Source organism: Paenirhodobacter populi, assembly GCF_004022215.1.
Classification (GTDB): Bacteria; Pseudomonadota; Alphaproteobacteria; order Rhodobacterales; family Rhodobacteraceae; genus Rhodobacter; species Rhodobacter populi.
Window position 1 is genome coordinate 108,018 of the sequence record NZ_SAUZ01000013.1, and the last position, 14,247, is coordinate 122,264.

Genomic DNA, 14,247 nt, shown 5'->3' on the forward strand with positions numbered 1-14,247 from the left:
GGCCAAGGATGCCGCCGCGATGTCGCCCGCCGATCTGGTCGCAGGTCCCTGTGCGCTGCCCGATGCGCCGCTGGCCATGCCCCAGCAGGTGATCGAGCCCGCGCGCGGCCTGTTCCGGCGTCTGGCCGACGCGGCCGGTCTTGCCCCGCAATCTCCCGCCGCGCCTCCGGCGGGTGCCGACCGATAAGAGATGATCCCCCTTCCCATATCGCGCGCAGGGCTTTTCGCGCTGCGCTTTGTGGCCATGGCGCTTGCGCTTGTGGCGGGGCTTGGCGCGTTCGTGCTGTTCCTGCAATTCGGCGATGCCGACGGGCTGGATGCGCTCGACGTGATCCGGGCCATGCTGATCCTGATCTCGACGCTGTGGCTCGCGTGGGGGGCGGTGCAGGCGCTGATCGGGCTGACCTCGCACGCCAAACCCCCGGCCTATGACCCGAAGGCGCCGATCCTTGGCCGGACGGCGGTGCTGATGCCGGTCTACAACGAAGACCCGCTGGCCACCTTTTCCCGCGTCGCGGCGATGGAGGAATCCTTGCGCCGCACCGGCGATCCGGCGGTGGTGCATTTCGCCATCCTCTCCGACACGCGCAACGAGACCATCGCCCGGCGCGAGTTGGTGATGTTCAAGCATCTGGTGCTGGACCGCAACGGGCTCGGCCGGTTCTTCTACCGCCGGCGCGAGAACAACACCGGCAAGAAGGCCGGCAATATCGAGGATTTCGTTACCCGCTCGGGCGGCGCCTATGACTATGCGGTGATCCTCGACGCCGACAGCCTGATGGAAGGCGAAACGATCCTGCAACTGATCCGCCGGATGGAGGCTGAGCCGCGTCTCGGCCTGTTGCAGACCCTGCCCAAGGTGATCCGCGCGCGGTCGCGCTTCGGCCGGGCGATGCAGTTCTCGGCCGCTTTCTTCTCGCCGGTCTTCGCGCGCGGTCTGGCGATGATGCAGGGCGAGACGGGGCCGTTCTGGGGGCACAACGCCATCGTCCGGGTCCGGGCCTTTGCCGAATCCTGCGGGCTGCCGCCGCTGCGCGGCAAGCCCCCCTTCGGCGGCCATGTGATGAGCCACGATTACGTCGAGGCGGCGCTGCTGGCCCGCGCGGGCTGGGTGGTGCGGCTCGATGACGATCTGGAAGGATCGTTCGAGGAAGGCCCCGAAAACATCGTCGATCACGCCAAGCGCGACCGGCGCTGGTGTCAGGGCAACCTGCAACATTCGCGTATCATCGGTGCGCCCGGCCTGCGGGCGTGGTCGCGGTTCGTCTTTGCGCAGGGCATCATGGCCTATATCTCGCCGCTGTTCTGGCTGGGATTCATCATCGCCTCGATCATCGCGCCGCTGACGGCGCCGCCGCCGGACTATTTCCCCGAACCCAACTGGCCCTTCCCCTATTTCCCGCCGTCCGAGGCGTCGAAGGCCATCGGCCTGTTCATCGGCATCTTCGTGCTTCTGCTGGCGCCCAAGATCCTGATCGCCGCCAAGGCCGCCATCACCGGGCGGGCGAAGCAGTTCGGGGGGGCGGGGCTTGCCTTCCTGTCGTCGCTGGCGGAACTGCTGCTGTCGTCGCTGACGGCGCCGGTGCTGCTGATGTATTCGACGCGCTCGGTGATTCAGGTGCTGCTCGGGCGCGACGGCGGCTGGCCGACGAACAACCGCGGCGACGGTTCGCTTGGCTGGCGCGACGCCTTTGCGGCCTCTTGGTGGATCGTGGCGATCGGCGTGATCGGCCTTGCGGCGACATGGTATCTGGCGCCCGGGCTGCTTCTGTGGCTGTCGCCGGTCGGCGTGCCGATGGTCTGCGCGCCCGCGCTGCTGCGCTGGACCTCGCTGCCGTCACACGGAAAACTGATGGGCGTGCCGACGGAATATGCGCCCGCCGCCGTTATGCAGATTCATGACGCAATTCTGGACCGCTGGACCGACGCCCTTGACCGGGGACGCGGTGTCCCGGCGGAAAACGCCACGCCGTCCGCACCTGCCGTGCCTGCCCGCTGAGGGCGATCGACCACCGGTAAGCCACCAAGGGAGGCCGCAACATGACCGGAACCACGCCGACGACCCATCCGGAGATGCCGGGCCTTGCCCCCGGTCAGCGCGACCCGCGGCTCGATTTCTTCCGCGGGCTGAGCCTGATCATGATCTTCATGAACCATGTGCCGGGCACGTTCTTCGAAAACCTGACCTCGCGCAATTTCGGCCTGTCGGATGCGGCCGAGGGCTTCGTGTTCATGTCGGGCTGCGCCGTGGCGCTGGCCTACGGGCCGAAGATGAAGAACGGCCTTGGCGTCGACGTGGTGCGCAAGGGCTGGGGCCGCGCGTGGCAGCTTTACCTCGTCCACATGATGACCACGGTCTGGGCCATGGCGCTGGTCGCCGGCGGGGTGCTGTGGCTCGGCGCGGATGAGGTGTTGCTGAACAATTCCTTCAACCTGCTGTGGAAGCAGCCGGTCGAGGTGATCCTGGGCGTCGCGACGCTTGGCCATCAGTTCGGCTATGTGAACATCCTGCCGATGTATGCGGTGCTGATGCTGGGGGCGCCGTTCCTCGTGCGGCTCGGCCAGCGCAGTCCGATGGCGTTGCTGGCGTTTTCGGTGGGCTTCTGGATCCTGACCTTCGCGCTCTCGCTCGATCTGCCGAACTATCCGCAGCCGGGTGGCTGGTTCTTCAACCCCTTCGCGTGGCAGCTGATCTTTACGCTTGGCATCCTGACCGGGCTTGCGCTGCGCGAGGGTCGGCGGTTCGTGCCGGTGAAGCCCTGGCTCGTCTGGATCGCGGCGATCTGGCTGGTGTTCTGCTTTGCCTGGGTGCAGGACGTGGACCTGAAGGAATGGATGAACCAGACGCTGAACGCGCTCAGGGCGCAGGGCGTGCCGGGGCTGGTCGCCGGGTTCGACAAGACCTTCGTCTCGATGCCGCGTCTGACCCATTTCATCGCGCTGGCCTATATCCTGTCGATGCCGCTGGGGATCCCGAAATTCGCCGCCTCGCAGGCGATGGAGCCGGTCCGGCTGATCGGGCGGCACAGCCTGCCGGTCTTTGCCACGGGCACGGTGATCGCCATCTTTGCGCAGGTGGTGAAGGACGTGCATCCCGCCGGGATCGAACAGGACATGCTGCTGGTTCTGGGTGGGCTGTTCGCGCAATGGTGTCTGGCCTATGCGCTGGAATGGAGCCGGCAAAGGGACGGCCGCACCAAGCCCCCGGTCGTGCGCGAGACCGAGCCCGAGGTCGCCCCGCACCGGCTGCCCGTCGCGCCCAGCACCAGCCTGCGCTGATCCGGCCGGCGCCGGTCAGGCGCCGCCCTCGGCCGCCAGCGCGCCGCATTCCTGCGCCACGCCCTTCAGCGCGGCCAGCGCCGCCTGAACCTTCGGCGTGCGGTGCAGATCGACATGGGTCACCAGCCAGATCGCCGAATCCCATTCGGGGATCGGCGCGATCACCTCGATCAGGCGCGGATCGTTTTGCGCCTGCAACACCGGCAGGAAGCCGAGCCCGATCCCCGAATGGATCGCCGCCTCCGTGCTTTCGGGTTCGTTGGCGCGGAAGACCACCGCCTCGGCGGGCTGCGTCTCCGCCAGCCAGCGATAGAACGGCGCGCGCGATTCCCGCGTGTCGGCACCGATGAACCGATGCCCGTCCAGATCCCCGATCCCCGCGGGCCGGCCCATCCGGTCCAGATAGTCCGCGCTCGCATAGAGCGCCATGTGGTTGGTGCCCAGAGGCTGCACCACATTGTCCGGCTCGGTCGGGCGGGCGCCGGCGCGGATCGCCACATGCGCCTCGCCGTATTCCAGACGGAACACCCGCTGATCGGTCAGATAGCGCAGCTTCAGCGCCGGGTGTTCGATCATCAGCCGCGCCAGCGCCGGGACCACCAGCCCCGACATCGTCGGCAATGAGGTGATGATCAGCTCGCCCGAGATTTCCGCCCCCGCCCCGGCGATCCGGGCCGCAAGCTGGCTGAACTGATCCTCGGTCGCCTGTCCGACGGCCAGAAGCTGCAACCCCGCCTCGGTCGGCGTGTAGCCGCGCGGATGGCGCTGGAACAGCCGGGTGCCCAGCCGTTCCTCCAGCGCGTCGACATGGCGGATCACCGTGGCATGGTGGACGCCCAGAACCTCCGCCGCGCCGGAGACCGTTCCCACCCGCGCGACCTGATAGGCGGTGCGGATTTCATCCCAGTTTTCAAAGCTCATTTGTGCGCCTGTAAACATCCATTGCGCGATCATTACACTTGTGTTCGGCAAGGCAAAGCCCGAATTTTTCTGCAAGTGCAAACCCCTGTTGGAGACCCTCCCATGACCAAGATCCTGCGGATCGATACCTCGATCAAAGGCCCATATTCGGTGTCGAAGAAACTGGCCGAAAAGATCACCGCGAAGATCGGCGGCGATGTCACCGTGCGCGACGCGACCGCCCTGCCGGTGATCGACGGCGCGTGGATCGCCGCGGCCTATACGCCCGCCGCCGACCGCACCCCGGAACAGAAGGCCGCGCTGGCGCTGTCCGACGAACTGATCGCCGAACTGAAGGCCGCCGATGTGGTCGTGCTTGGCAGCGGCGTCTACAACTTCGGCGTCACCGGCCCGCTCAAGACCTGGATCGACCAGATCTGCCGCGTCGGCGAAACCTTCAAATATGGCGAAAACGGCCCGGTCGGGCTGGTCGGCAACAAGCGCGTGATCGTCGCCTATGCCTCGGGCGGCGTGCCGGTTGGCTCGGCCTATGACCTTGCCACGCCCTATATCCGGCAGGTGCTGGGCTTCATCGGCATCACCGATATCACCGTCGTCGCCACGCAGGGCGTGAACGTCGACGAAGCGGCGGCGCTGGCCAATGCCGATGCGCAGATCGCGGCGCTGGCGGCCTGAACGCCCCCTTGCCGATGACGGATGGCCCCTCGGTTGACTCCGGGGGGCTTTTTCTGTAGTCAGGCCACGATTCCCCGGAGGTATGCCCCTCCGGTCCCTGTTCTGTGACGGGGATCGCCACCAGTCAGCGCGTCGCGCCCACTGGTGCGCTTGTCGTTTGCCGCGCGGGCTTTCGCCCCCGCATGTCGTAGCCCGCCGCATCGCGGCACATGGAGGTGACCATGTTCGAGAATCTCTCCGAACGCCTTGGCGGCGTGTTCGAGCGTCTCACGAAGCAGGGCGCGCTTTCCGCCGACGACGTGCGCACCGCGCTGCGCGAAGTGCGCACCGCTCTGCTTGAGGCTGACGTCTCGCTGCCCGTGGTGCGCGAATTCGTGAAGAAGGTCGAGGCCGAGGCGACCGGCGCGCGGGTGACGAAATCGGTCACGCCGGGCCAGCAGGTCGTCAAGATCGTCCATGACGAACTGGTCAAGATGCTGGCGGGCGACGACGATGCCGGCGCGCTGAAGATCGACAATCCGCCCGCGCCGATCCTGATGGTCGGGTTGCAGGGCTCGGGCAAGACCACCACCACCGCGAAGCTCGCCCGCCGTTTGAAAGAGCGGGAAAAGAAGCGTGTGCTGATGGCCTCGCTCGACATCTACCGCCCGGCGGCGATGGAGCAGTTGCAGATCCTCGGCCATCAGGTCGGCGTCGACACGCTGCCGATCGTGGCGGGCGAAACCGCGGTGCAGATCGCGAAACGCGCCAAACAGGCGGCGACGCTTGGCGGCTATGACGTCTACATGCTCGACACCGCGGGCCGTCTGCACATCGATCAGGTGCTGATGGACGAGGTGCAACAGGTTCGCGACGCGGTTTCCCCGCGCGAAACGCTGCTGGTCGTCGATGGCCTGACGGGTCAGGTCGCGGTCGAGGTCGCGCAGGAATTCGAGGACAAGGTCGGCATCTCGGGCGTCGTGCTGACCCGGATGGACGGCGACGGGCGCGGCGGCGCGGCGCTGTCGATGCGCGCGACGACGGGCAAGCCGATCCGCTTCGTCGGTCTGGGCGAAAAGATGGATGCGCTGGAGACCTTCGAGGCCTCGCGCATCGCCGGGCGCATCCTTGGCATGGGCGACATCGTCGCGCTGGTCGAGAAGGCGCAGGAGGTCTTCGAGGCCGAACAGGCCGAGCGCATGATGAAGCGGTTCCAGAAGGGCCTCTTCAACATGAACGACATGAAGGGCCAGCTCGACCAGATGCTCAAGATGGGCGGGATGCAGGGCGTCATGTCGATGATGCCGGGCATGGGCAAGATGGCCAAGGCGGCGGAAACGGCCGGCTTTTCGGATGTCATGATCCGGCGGCAGATCGCGCTGATCAATTCGATGACCAAGAAGGAACGGGCGAACCCCGATATCCTTCAGGCCAGCCGCAAGAAGCGGATCGCGGCGGGCGCCGGGCTTGAGGTCGCTGAACTGAACAAGCTTTTGAAGATGCACCGGCAGATGTCGGACACGATGAAGAAGCTGGGCAAGATGGGCAAGGGCGGCATGCTGAAGCAGGCGATGGCCGCGATGCAGGGCAAGGGGGGCGGCCTGCCCTCGCCGGGTGAAATGGACCCCGCGAAGATGGAAGAGGCCGCCAAGGCCATCGGCCAGATGAAGGGCCTGCCGGGTGTGCCCGGAATGGGCGGAATGAAGCTGCCGGGCGGGCTGTCCGGTCTTGGGTTCGGCAAAAAGAAATGACCGCTGTTCCGACCCTCGAAACCGACCGTCTGGTCCTGCGTGCCCCCGGCCCGCAGGATCTGCCTGCGATCTATGATTTCTACGATTCCGACCGCTCGCGCTTCGTCGGCGGGCCGTGCTCGCATGAACAGGCTTGGCGGTTTCTGGCGATGGAGATCGGCCATTGGGCGCTGCGCGGCTACGGCCGCTGGACCGTCGAGGAGCGGGCCACCGGCGCGGTGGCCGGCATGGTCGGGCTGTTCAACCCCGAGGGCTGGCCCGAACCCGAAATCGGCTGGGACCTGTTCAACGGCTACGAGGGCCGCGGCTATGCGACCGAGGCGGCCCGCGCCGCCCGTGCCTATGCCTATGACACGCTCGGGCTGGACACCGTCATCAGCCTGACGCGGATCGCCAACACGCAATCGGCGGCGGTGGCGCAGCGGCTTGGCGCGACGCTCGAAGGCACGTTCCACCACGAACGCCACGGCATGATGAATGTCTGGCGTCACCTGTCGCCCGCGCAGCTGAAGGAGCAGGCCGCATGACCGATGACGTGACCCGCGCCGCCGCGCTGCTGAAGGAACACCGCGATTCCATCGACCGGCTCGATGCGATTCTCGTCTACACGCTGGCCGAAAGGTTCAAGCACACCCAGTCCGTGGGGCGGCTGAAGGCCGAACATCATCTGCCCCCCGCCGATCCGGCGCGTGAAGCCACGCAGATCGCCCGGCTCGAAACGCTGGCGAAGGAAGCGGATCTCGATCCCGACTTCGCCCGTAAATTCCTCAACTTCGTGATTTCGGAAGTGATCCGGAACCACGAAACCTTTCAGAAATAAGGGCCTCGGCCCCCACCAGCCATCACAGGAGACAACACCATGGCTATGAAGATCCGGCTCGCCCGCGGCGGCTCCAAGAAACGTCCCCATTACGCGATCGTCGCGACGGATTCGCGCATGCCGCGCGACGGCCGCTTCCTTGAGAAGCTGGGCACCTACAACCCGCTGCTGGCGAAGGATTCCGAGGATCGCGTGAAGCTCAACGTCGAGCGCGTGCAGCACTGGCTGGGTCAGGGCGCGCAGCCGACCGACCGCGTGGCCCGCTTCCTCGAAGCCGCCGGCCTCAAGGCGAAGACCGAGCGCAAGAACCTGAAGAAGGCCGAGCCGGGCGACAAGGCGAAGAAGCGCGCCGAGGAAAAGGCCGCGAAGGCCGCCGCCCCCGCCGAGGAATGATCCCGGGGAATGATCCGGTCAACGACCTGATCTTCGGCTGAAGATATGGGCCGGGCAGCGATGCCCGGCCTGTTGCCAAATGGCCCGGAGCGTGGTCCAAGACCGGGATCGGGTCGCGTGCGGATCGGTCGCAGGGGGCCAGCCCCCTCGCGCATTCTGCGCTCACCCCCGGGATATTTATGGAAGAATGAAGACAGGCCGTTTATCCGGGCGGTTCTGAAATACGCTCCTGATGCAGGGGGAGAGAATGGCGAACAACGATCGGGTCTGCGTGGGCGCCATCGCCGGAGCCTTCGGCGTGAAGGGCGAGGTGCGGCTGAAGAGTTTCTGCTCCACCCCCGCGGATATCGCCGCCTATGGCCCGCTCTGGACCGAGGATGGCGCCCGCCAGTTCACCGTGAAGCTGACCCGCCCCGTCACCGGCGGGCTGGGCGCGCGGCTGTCGGGCGTGGCGACGAAGGAAGAGGGCGATGCGCTGAAGGGCGTGACGCTGTGGGCGGACCGGGACCGGCTGCCCGCGCTGCCCGACGATGAATTCTACCATGCCGACCTGATCGGGCTGGATGTCTTTGACACCGGCGGGGCGGCTTTGGGCAAGGTGCGGGCGATCCAGAATTTCGGTGCCTCGGACATACTGGAGATCTACGCGCCGGGGCGGAAGAGCACGCTGATGCTGCCCTTCACCCGCGCGGTGGTGCCGACGGTCGACCTGAAGGCGCGGCGCATCGTCGCCGATCCGCCGGAGGAGCTGGAGTGATGCGCGTCCTGCTGCATCCGGGCTTCCACAAGACCGCCACGACCACGGCGCAGGATTTCCTGCATGAAAACCGCAAGCTGATCTGGCCGCATGCGGCGCTGGTGCTGCCGGCGCGGATCCGTCCGGTGACGGAGGCCGTCTTTGCCGGGGCGGGGATCACGGCGGCGATGACGGCCTTTTTGCGCGGGCTTGACCTGACGCCGCGGCGCACGATCCTGATCAGCGGCGAGAACCTGCTTGGCCGGATGCCGCGCGGTTTGACCGGGGCGCCCTATCCCGATGCCGTGGCGAACCTGCGCGCGCTGCTGGCGGCCTTCGAGGGGCTTGGCTGGCCGTGCGAGGTGACGCTGTATCTCTCCACCCGCGATCAGGCGGGGTGGGAGGAAAGCCTCTGGGCGCATCACGCGCGCAAGGACCGGGACGAGCCCTTCATCGACGATCTGGCCACTTTCCGCGCCCGCGTCGGAGGGGTGAGCCTTGCCGAACAGCTGGACCGCATCCGCGCGGGTCTGCCGGGGCTGCGTGTCCTGAGCCACGACATCGCGGAATTCGCGGCGATGCCGTTGGGGCCCGGCCAGCCCTTCGTCGACTTTCTGGCGCTGCCCGAGGCGCAGCTGCGGGCGTTCCGCCCCGTCGCGGCGCGGAACGCCTCGCTCCCACGCGAGATGACCGAACGGTTTCTGGCGCTGAACCGCGACTGGAACACCGACACCCCGGCCGCCAAACGCGCGCTGCGGCAGGCGGAGGGGGACGCCCGATGAGCACCGAAGACGACCTGCCGAAGCCGATCGCCACCTACAAGGGGGCGCAGAAATTCTCGCTCGGCGATTTCGCCGAGGCGGCGGCCTCGGACAGCGCGCCCGCGTCAACGGGCGGGCGCTCCATCGGGCGGCGGCATGTGGTGACCTCGCTTGCCGGACCGCTGAAGCCGCGCGACCTGATGGAGGAGAGCGCCGAAAAGCAGGGCGTCTGGCGGGCAAAGATCGTGACCCTGTTCCCCGAGGCCTTCCCCGGCGTGCTGGGGCTGAGTCTGACCGGCAAGGCGCTGCATGACGGGATCTGGGCGCTCGACACCATCGACCTGCGCCCCTTCGGCATCGGGCGGCACAGGAACGTCGACGACACCCCCGCGGGCGGCGGCGCGGGCATGGTGCTGCGCCCCGATGTGGTGGCCGCTGCGCTGGACCGCGCGGCCGAGGGCACGCCCGAAGACCGCGCGAAATGGCCGGTGATCTACCTCTCGCCGCGCGGGCGCCCCTTCACCCAGGCGATGGCGCGCCGATTCGCCGGGGCCGAGGGGATGACCCTGCTGTGCGGCCGGTTCGAGGGGGTGGACGAGCGCGTTCTGGAAGAATACGCTGTCGAGGAAGTGTCGATCGGCGATTTCGTCCTGACCGGCGGCGAACTGGCCGCACAGGTCTTGATCGACGCGACGGTTCGCCTTATACCGCGCGTGCTTGGGAATCAGGCTTCCACCGAGGAGGAGTCCTTTTCGGATGGTCTGCTTGAGCACCCGCAATACACCCGCCCCGCGCTTTGGCAAGGTCGCGCGATACCGGAAATTCTTCAGTCCGGGCATCATGCGAAGATAGAGGCGTGGAAACGGGTGCAGGCCGAAAGGCTGACGAAGGAACGACGACCTGACCTCTGGCGGGCTTGGTGTGCGCAGCACAACAGGGACCCGGATGAAGACCGAGAGCTCTGAGGACGCGAGAAACCATTGCGGAACCACCGCAAGCAACCAAAGGAACAGCGATGAACCTGATCGCACAACTCGAGGCGGAACAGATCGCCGCCCTCGGCAAGACGATCCCGGATTTCAAGGCCGGTGATACCGTGAAAGTCGGCTACAAAGTGACCGAAGGCACCCGTTCGCGCGTGCAGATGTACGAAGGCGTCGTCATCGCGCGCAAGGGCGGCTCGACCCTCGCGGCCTCGTTCACCGTCCGCAAGATCTCGTTCGGCGAAGGCGTCGAGCGTGTCTTCCCGCTCTATTCGACCAACATCGATTCGATCGAGGTCGTCCGTCGCGGCCGCGTCCGCCGTGCGAAGCTGTATTACCTGCGCACCCGTCGCGGTAAATCGGCCCGCATCGCCGAGGACACGACCTACAAGCCCAAAGCCCAAGCCTGAGGAGTGGACCGATGAAAGCCGAAACCCATCCCGACTACCACTTCATCACCGTCAAGATGACCGACGGCACCGAATACCAGACCAAGTCGACCTGGGGCAAGGAAGGCGATGTGATGTCGCTGGACATCGACCCGACCTCGCACCCGGCCTGGACCGGCGGCAACGCCCGCCTGATGGACACCGGTGGCCGCGTGTCGAAGTTCAAGAACAAATACGCTGGTCTCGGCTTCTGATAGCCGCCAACGGACCCGAAGAAGGGCGCGCCACCGGCGCGCCCTTTTGCTTTGTCAGCCCGGTCCCAGATATTGCGCGTTGCGCGCCCGGATACGGGCTGCGGCCTCGTCATACAGGAACGGCAGGAAGGCGAACCTTTGCCCCCGTGTCACCCGTGACACCTGATGCAGAAGCGCGCAGGAAAACACCACCGCGCCGCCGACAGGCGCTTTGAAGCCGCGCGGGCCGTATTCGGGAAAGCTGACCTCGCCGCCCTCGAAATCCGCGTTCAGGTTGATCGAGACGGCAAAGCGCCGATGCGCCGTCGCCGCGGTGGTATTGTCCCGATGCGCGGCGAAATGGCCGCCGTCCTCGGCGGCGTAGCGGGCGACGATATAGCGTTCCATCCGGGTGGCGTGGAAGTGGAAGGCCTTGGCGATCTCGGGCAGGACGCGGCGCTTGAACCGGGCGCGCAGTTCCTCGATCAGGTCTTCATCCGCGATCACATGATCCTGCCGCCGCTTGAACCGCGGATCGGACACCGCGAGGGGCCGGCCCCCCTCTTCGCGCATGAAGCCGCTGTCGACCCCGCCCCGGCTTTCGTAGAGCGCGATCAGATGGGCGCAAAGCTCCGGCTCGAACACCCGCGGCAGGATCAGCACCGGCGCCTGGATCACCTCGCCGATATGCGCCTCGGGCGGTGGCAGGCCGTCCAGCAGCGCCAGCAGCCGCCCGACATCCGCGCCATCTTCCGCGAGGGGGATCGAGGCGATCACCCGCATCCCCGGATCGGCCACGATCCATCCGGGCCGGAACCCCGTCCCGTCGGCAAGGCGATATAGCTGCGCCAGCCGCAGGTCGGGATCGTGAAAGAACCGGTAGCCCGGTTCCCCCTCATGCGGCACGGCATCGGTCGTGATCCCGAAGAAGCTGGCGCGACGATCGTCGAACAGATCCCGCCGGGCCAGCACCGCGCGCAGCGCGCCCTGCGCCGCCGCCGCATCCGACCGGCCGAGGAAGCCCAGCACCAGATAGCGCCCGGCCATCGCGCCGATGCTGAACGGCCGCCCTGAGCCGATAGGCCAGCTGAACATCGGCGCCGGTTCCCCGGGCGTCAGGGCGGGGCCGATCCGGGGGAAAATCTGTGTTTGCACGGTCATCGGAACCCATCCTTCGCTGCCTGCGCCGCAGGATAGCGGGGCAGACTTAACAACAGGTTCGCCACTTTCCCCGGCGAATCGTCCCGCGCCTCCCCCGATGCCGATCACAGACTCTTGCGCGCGGCGGCAACCTTCGTTAGCCCGTCTGAGATGCTCCGCGCCCTGCCAGGCGCTTAATGATCCGGGGGTGCCACTTGGCGCATATCATCGTTTTCGGCAACGAAAAGGGCGGCTCGGGGAAGTCGACCACCTGCATGCATGTCGCGACCGCTCTGGTGCGGATGGGGTTCACCGTCGGTGGGCTCGACCTTGACCTGCGCCAGCGCAGCTTCGGCCGCTATGTCGAAAACCGCCGCGTCTTTCTGGGGCGCGAGGGGCTGGACCTGCCCGTCCCCGACTACCGCCCGCTGCCCGAGCTTCCGCCCGAGGCGATCCCCGAGGGCGAGAATGCGATGGACTACCGCATCTCTTCCCTCGTGGCGGAACTTTCGGGCCATGACTTCATCGTCATCGATTGCCCCGGCTCGCATACCCGCGGCGCGCAGGTCGCGCATTCGCTGGCCGATACGCTGGTCACGCCGCTGAACGACAGTTTCATCGACTTCGACCTGCTCGCCCGGATCGACCCCGAAACGCTCAAGGTGCAGGGACCGTCGATCTATTCGGAAATGGTCTGGTCGGCGCGGCAGTTGCGCGCCCGCGCCGGGCTGAAGCCGATCGACTGGATCGTGCTGCGCAACCGGATGGGCGCCCAGCAGATGCACAACAAGCGCAAGGTGGGCGCGGCGCTCGAAGAACTCTCCCGCCGCATCGGCTTCCGCGTCGCGGCGGGCTTTTCCGAACGGGTGATCTTCCGCGAACTCTTTCCGCGCGGGCTGACGCTGCTCGACCTCAAGGACATCGGGATCGAGAACCTGAACATGTCGAACATCGCCGCCCGGCAGGAATTGCGCGAACTGGTCAAGGAACTGAACCTGCCCGGGGTCGAGGTCAATTTCTGAACCGTCCCCGGGGCATCTGCCTGTCGTTTTTCCATAAATATCCCGGGGGGAGTCTTCATGAAATGAAGACGGGGGGCAGCGCCCCCCGCAACGATGGCCACAGGCGGTCCGGCCCGTCAGATCAGCGCGGCATGTTTCAGCGCCGCGTCGATCTTGGCCTTGGTCGCATCCGAAAGCCCGGTCAGCGGCAGGCGCACTTCCGGGCTGCACAGGCCCAGCTTCGACATCGCGTATTTCGCCCCAGACACGCCGGGTTCAAGGAAGATCGCGATATGCAGCGGCATCAGGATATCCTGATATTCCAACGCTTTCGCATAATCCCCGGCCAGCGTCGCCGCCTGCATTTCCGCGCAGAGCTTCGGCGCGACATTCGCCGTGACCGAGATGCAGCCCACGCCGCCCATCGCATTGAAGCCGACCGCCGTCGCATCCTCGCCGGACAGCTGGATGAACTCCCCGCCGCAGGTGAGCCGCTGCTTCGCCACCCGCGCCAGATCGCCCGTCGCATCCTTCACGCCGACGATCCGCGGCAGCTTCGCCAGTTCGCCCATCGTTTCGGGCGTCATGTCGACGACGGACCGGCCGGGGATGTTGTAGATGATGATCGGCAGGCCGCAGGCATCGTGGACGGCGGTGAAATGCGCCACCATGCCGCGCTGCGTCGGCTTGTTGTAATAGGGCGTCACCACCAGCGCGGCATCGGCGCCGGCGGCCTCGGCATGGCGGATCAGCTCGATCCCCTCGGCGGTGGCGTTCGAGCCGGCACCGGCGATCACCGGGATCCGGCCGGCCGCCGCCTTCACCACCTCTTCGACCACAAGGTTGTGTTCCTCATGGCTCAGGGTCGGGCTTTCGCCCGTCGTGCCCACCGGGACGAGGCCGTTCGAGCCCTGTTCCACATGCCAGTCGACCAGTTTTTTCAGCGTGTCCAGATCCAGCGCGCCGTCCTTGAACGGCGTGATGAGTGCGGGAAAGGACCCTTTGAACATGACACGCTCCTGAAATTTGGCGGATTCGCCCGGTTGATTTCGCGCGGAACATAGGCGAGCGCCCGCGCCTTGCCAACTTGTGAATTGCGCTGGCGGGTGCTTCCCTGCAACAAGGGGAAAACAAGAGCAGAGCCATGTTTCATCCGACCGCCCGCCTTCTTATCCGTGCGGCCCTC

At 66.6% G+C, this 14,247-nt stretch carries 17 protein-coding genes; 14 read left to right on the forward strand and 3 right to left on the reverse strand.

Going from position 1 to position 14,247, the window contains the following annotated elements; all coding sequences use genetic code 11:
- Nucleotides 1–19: 19 nt before the first annotated feature.
- From D2T30_RS23100 to D2T30_RS12200, 3 genes are read left to right on the forward strand one after another with little or no spacing between them, the layout of a single operon-like run.
- A complete protein-coding gene (locus D2T30_RS23100) occupies nt 20–187 on the forward strand; it encodes a hypothetical protein (protein WP_164881787.1) in 168 nt (55 codons plus the stop codon).
- A gap of 3 nt (nt 188–190) precedes the next feature.
- Nucleotides 191–1,999 carry a glucans biosynthesis glucosyltransferase MdoH gene (gene mdoH, locus D2T30_RS12195; protein ID WP_128209090.1) on the forward strand — a complete coding sequence of 603 codons (1,809 nt, stop codon included), beginning with the start codon at nt 191–193 and terminating at the stop codon, nt 1,997–1,999.
- A gap of 41 nt (nt 2,000–2,040) precedes the next feature.
- Entirely contained in the window at nt 2,041–3,279 is a 1,239-nt protein-coding gene (locus D2T30_RS12200; protein WP_128209091.1) for an OpgC family protein, read from the forward strand.
- A 15-nt stretch (nt 3,280–3,294) separates the two neighbouring features.
- On the opposite strand, the gene D2T30_RS12205 is transcribed toward D2T30_RS12200, so the two are convergent.
- Complete coding sequence (locus tag D2T30_RS12205) at nt 3,295–4,200, reverse strand: LysR family transcriptional regulator (protein ID WP_128209092.1); 906 nt, start codon at nt 4,198–4,200, stop codon at nt 3,295–3,297.
- Nucleotides 4,201–4,302: 102 nt separating this feature from the next.
- Here D2T30_RS12205 and D2T30_RS12210 point away from each other — a divergent pair, with 102 nt between their 5' ends.
- From D2T30_RS12210 to rpmE, 10 genes are all read left to right on the forward strand, one after another.
- Nucleotides 4,303–4,875, forward strand: a complete 573-nt coding sequence (locus D2T30_RS12210; protein ID WP_128209093.1) for an FMN-dependent NADH-azoreductase — start codon at nt 4,303–4,305, stop codon at nt 4,873–4,875.
- A gap of 221 nt (nt 4,876–5,096) precedes the next feature.
- Entirely contained in the window at nt 5,097–6,605 is a 1,509-nt protein-coding gene (gene ffh / locus D2T30_RS12215; protein ID WP_128209094.1) for a signal recognition particle protein, read from the forward strand.
- Nucleotides 6,602–7,132, forward strand: a complete 531-nt coding sequence (locus tag D2T30_RS12220; RefSeq protein ID WP_128209095.1) for a GNAT family N-acetyltransferase — start codon at nt 6,602–6,604, stop codon at nt 7,130–7,132. Before ffh ends, D2T30_RS12220 begins: the two co-directional genes overlap by 4 nt.
- Nucleotides 7,129–7,425, forward strand: coding sequence for a chorismate mutase (locus D2T30_RS12225; protein WP_128209096.1), 297 nt, complete (start codon nt 7,129–7,131; stop codon nt 7,423–7,425). The genes D2T30_RS12220 and D2T30_RS12225 overlap by 4 nt, the downstream gene beginning before the upstream one ends.
- A gap of 39 nt (nt 7,426–7,464) precedes the next feature.
- Nucleotides 7,465–7,818: a 30S ribosomal protein S16 gene (gene rpsP, locus D2T30_RS12230; protein WP_128180279.1), complete on the forward strand. Its 354-nt coding sequence runs from the start codon at nt 7,465–7,467 to the stop codon at nt 7,816–7,818.
- Between the two features lie 247 nt (nt 7,819–8,065).
- Nucleotides 8,066–8,575 carry a ribosome maturation factor RimM gene (rimM, locus tag D2T30_RS12235; protein WP_128209097.1) on the forward strand — a complete coding sequence of 170 codons (510 nt, stop codon included), beginning with the start codon at nt 8,066–8,068 and terminating at the stop codon, nt 8,573–8,575.
- Nucleotides 8,575–9,336 carry a hypothetical protein gene (locus D2T30_RS12240; protein ID WP_128209098.1) on the forward strand — a complete coding sequence of 254 codons (762 nt, stop codon included), beginning with the start codon at nt 8,575–8,577 and terminating at the stop codon, nt 9,334–9,336. The genes rimM and D2T30_RS12240 overlap by 1 nt, the downstream gene beginning before the upstream one ends.
- Nucleotides 9,337–9,515: 179 nt before the next feature.
- Nucleotides 9,516–10,280, forward strand: coding sequence for a tRNA (guanosine(37)-N1)-methyltransferase TrmD (gene trmD, locus D2T30_RS12245; protein ID WP_128209133.1), 765 nt, complete (start codon nt 9,516–9,518; stop codon nt 10,278–10,280).
- Between the two features lie 50 nt (nt 10,281–10,330).
- Complete coding sequence (rplS, locus tag D2T30_RS12250) at nt 10,331–10,708, forward strand: 50S ribosomal protein L19 (RefSeq protein WP_128180285.1); 378 nt, start codon at nt 10,331–10,333, stop codon at nt 10,706–10,708.
- A gap of 11 nt (nt 10,709–10,719) precedes the next feature.
- Nucleotides 10,720–10,941, forward strand: coding sequence for a 50S ribosomal protein L31 (gene rpmE, locus D2T30_RS12255; RefSeq protein ID WP_128180287.1), 222 nt, complete (start codon nt 10,720–10,722; stop codon nt 10,939–10,941).
- Nucleotides 10,942–10,995: 54 nt separating this feature from the next.
- Here rpmE and D2T30_RS12260 read toward each other — a convergent pair whose 3' ends face one another.
- A complete protein-coding gene (locus tag D2T30_RS12260) occupies nt 10,996–12,081 on the reverse strand; it encodes a 2OG-Fe(II) oxygenase (RefSeq protein WP_128209099.1) in 1,086 nt (361 codons plus the stop codon).
- Between the two features lie 194 nt (nt 12,082–12,275).
- Between D2T30_RS12260 and D2T30_RS12265 the strand changes: the two genes are divergently transcribed.
- Nucleotides 12,276–13,082 (forward strand): division plane positioning ATPase MipZ, encoded by an 807-nt coding sequence (locus D2T30_RS12265; RefSeq protein ID WP_128180291.1) that lies wholly within the window; start codon nt 12,276–12,278, stop codon nt 13,080–13,082.
- Nucleotides 13,083–13,198: 116 nt separating this feature from the next.
- Here the strand turns inward: D2T30_RS12265 and dapA are convergent, their stop codons facing one another.
- Nucleotides 13,199–14,071, reverse strand: coding sequence for a 4-hydroxy-tetrahydrodipicolinate synthase (dapA, locus tag D2T30_RS12270; protein WP_128209100.1), 873 nt, complete (start codon nt 14,069–14,071; stop codon nt 13,199–13,201).
- Nucleotides 14,072–14,247: the final 176 nt, after the last annotated feature.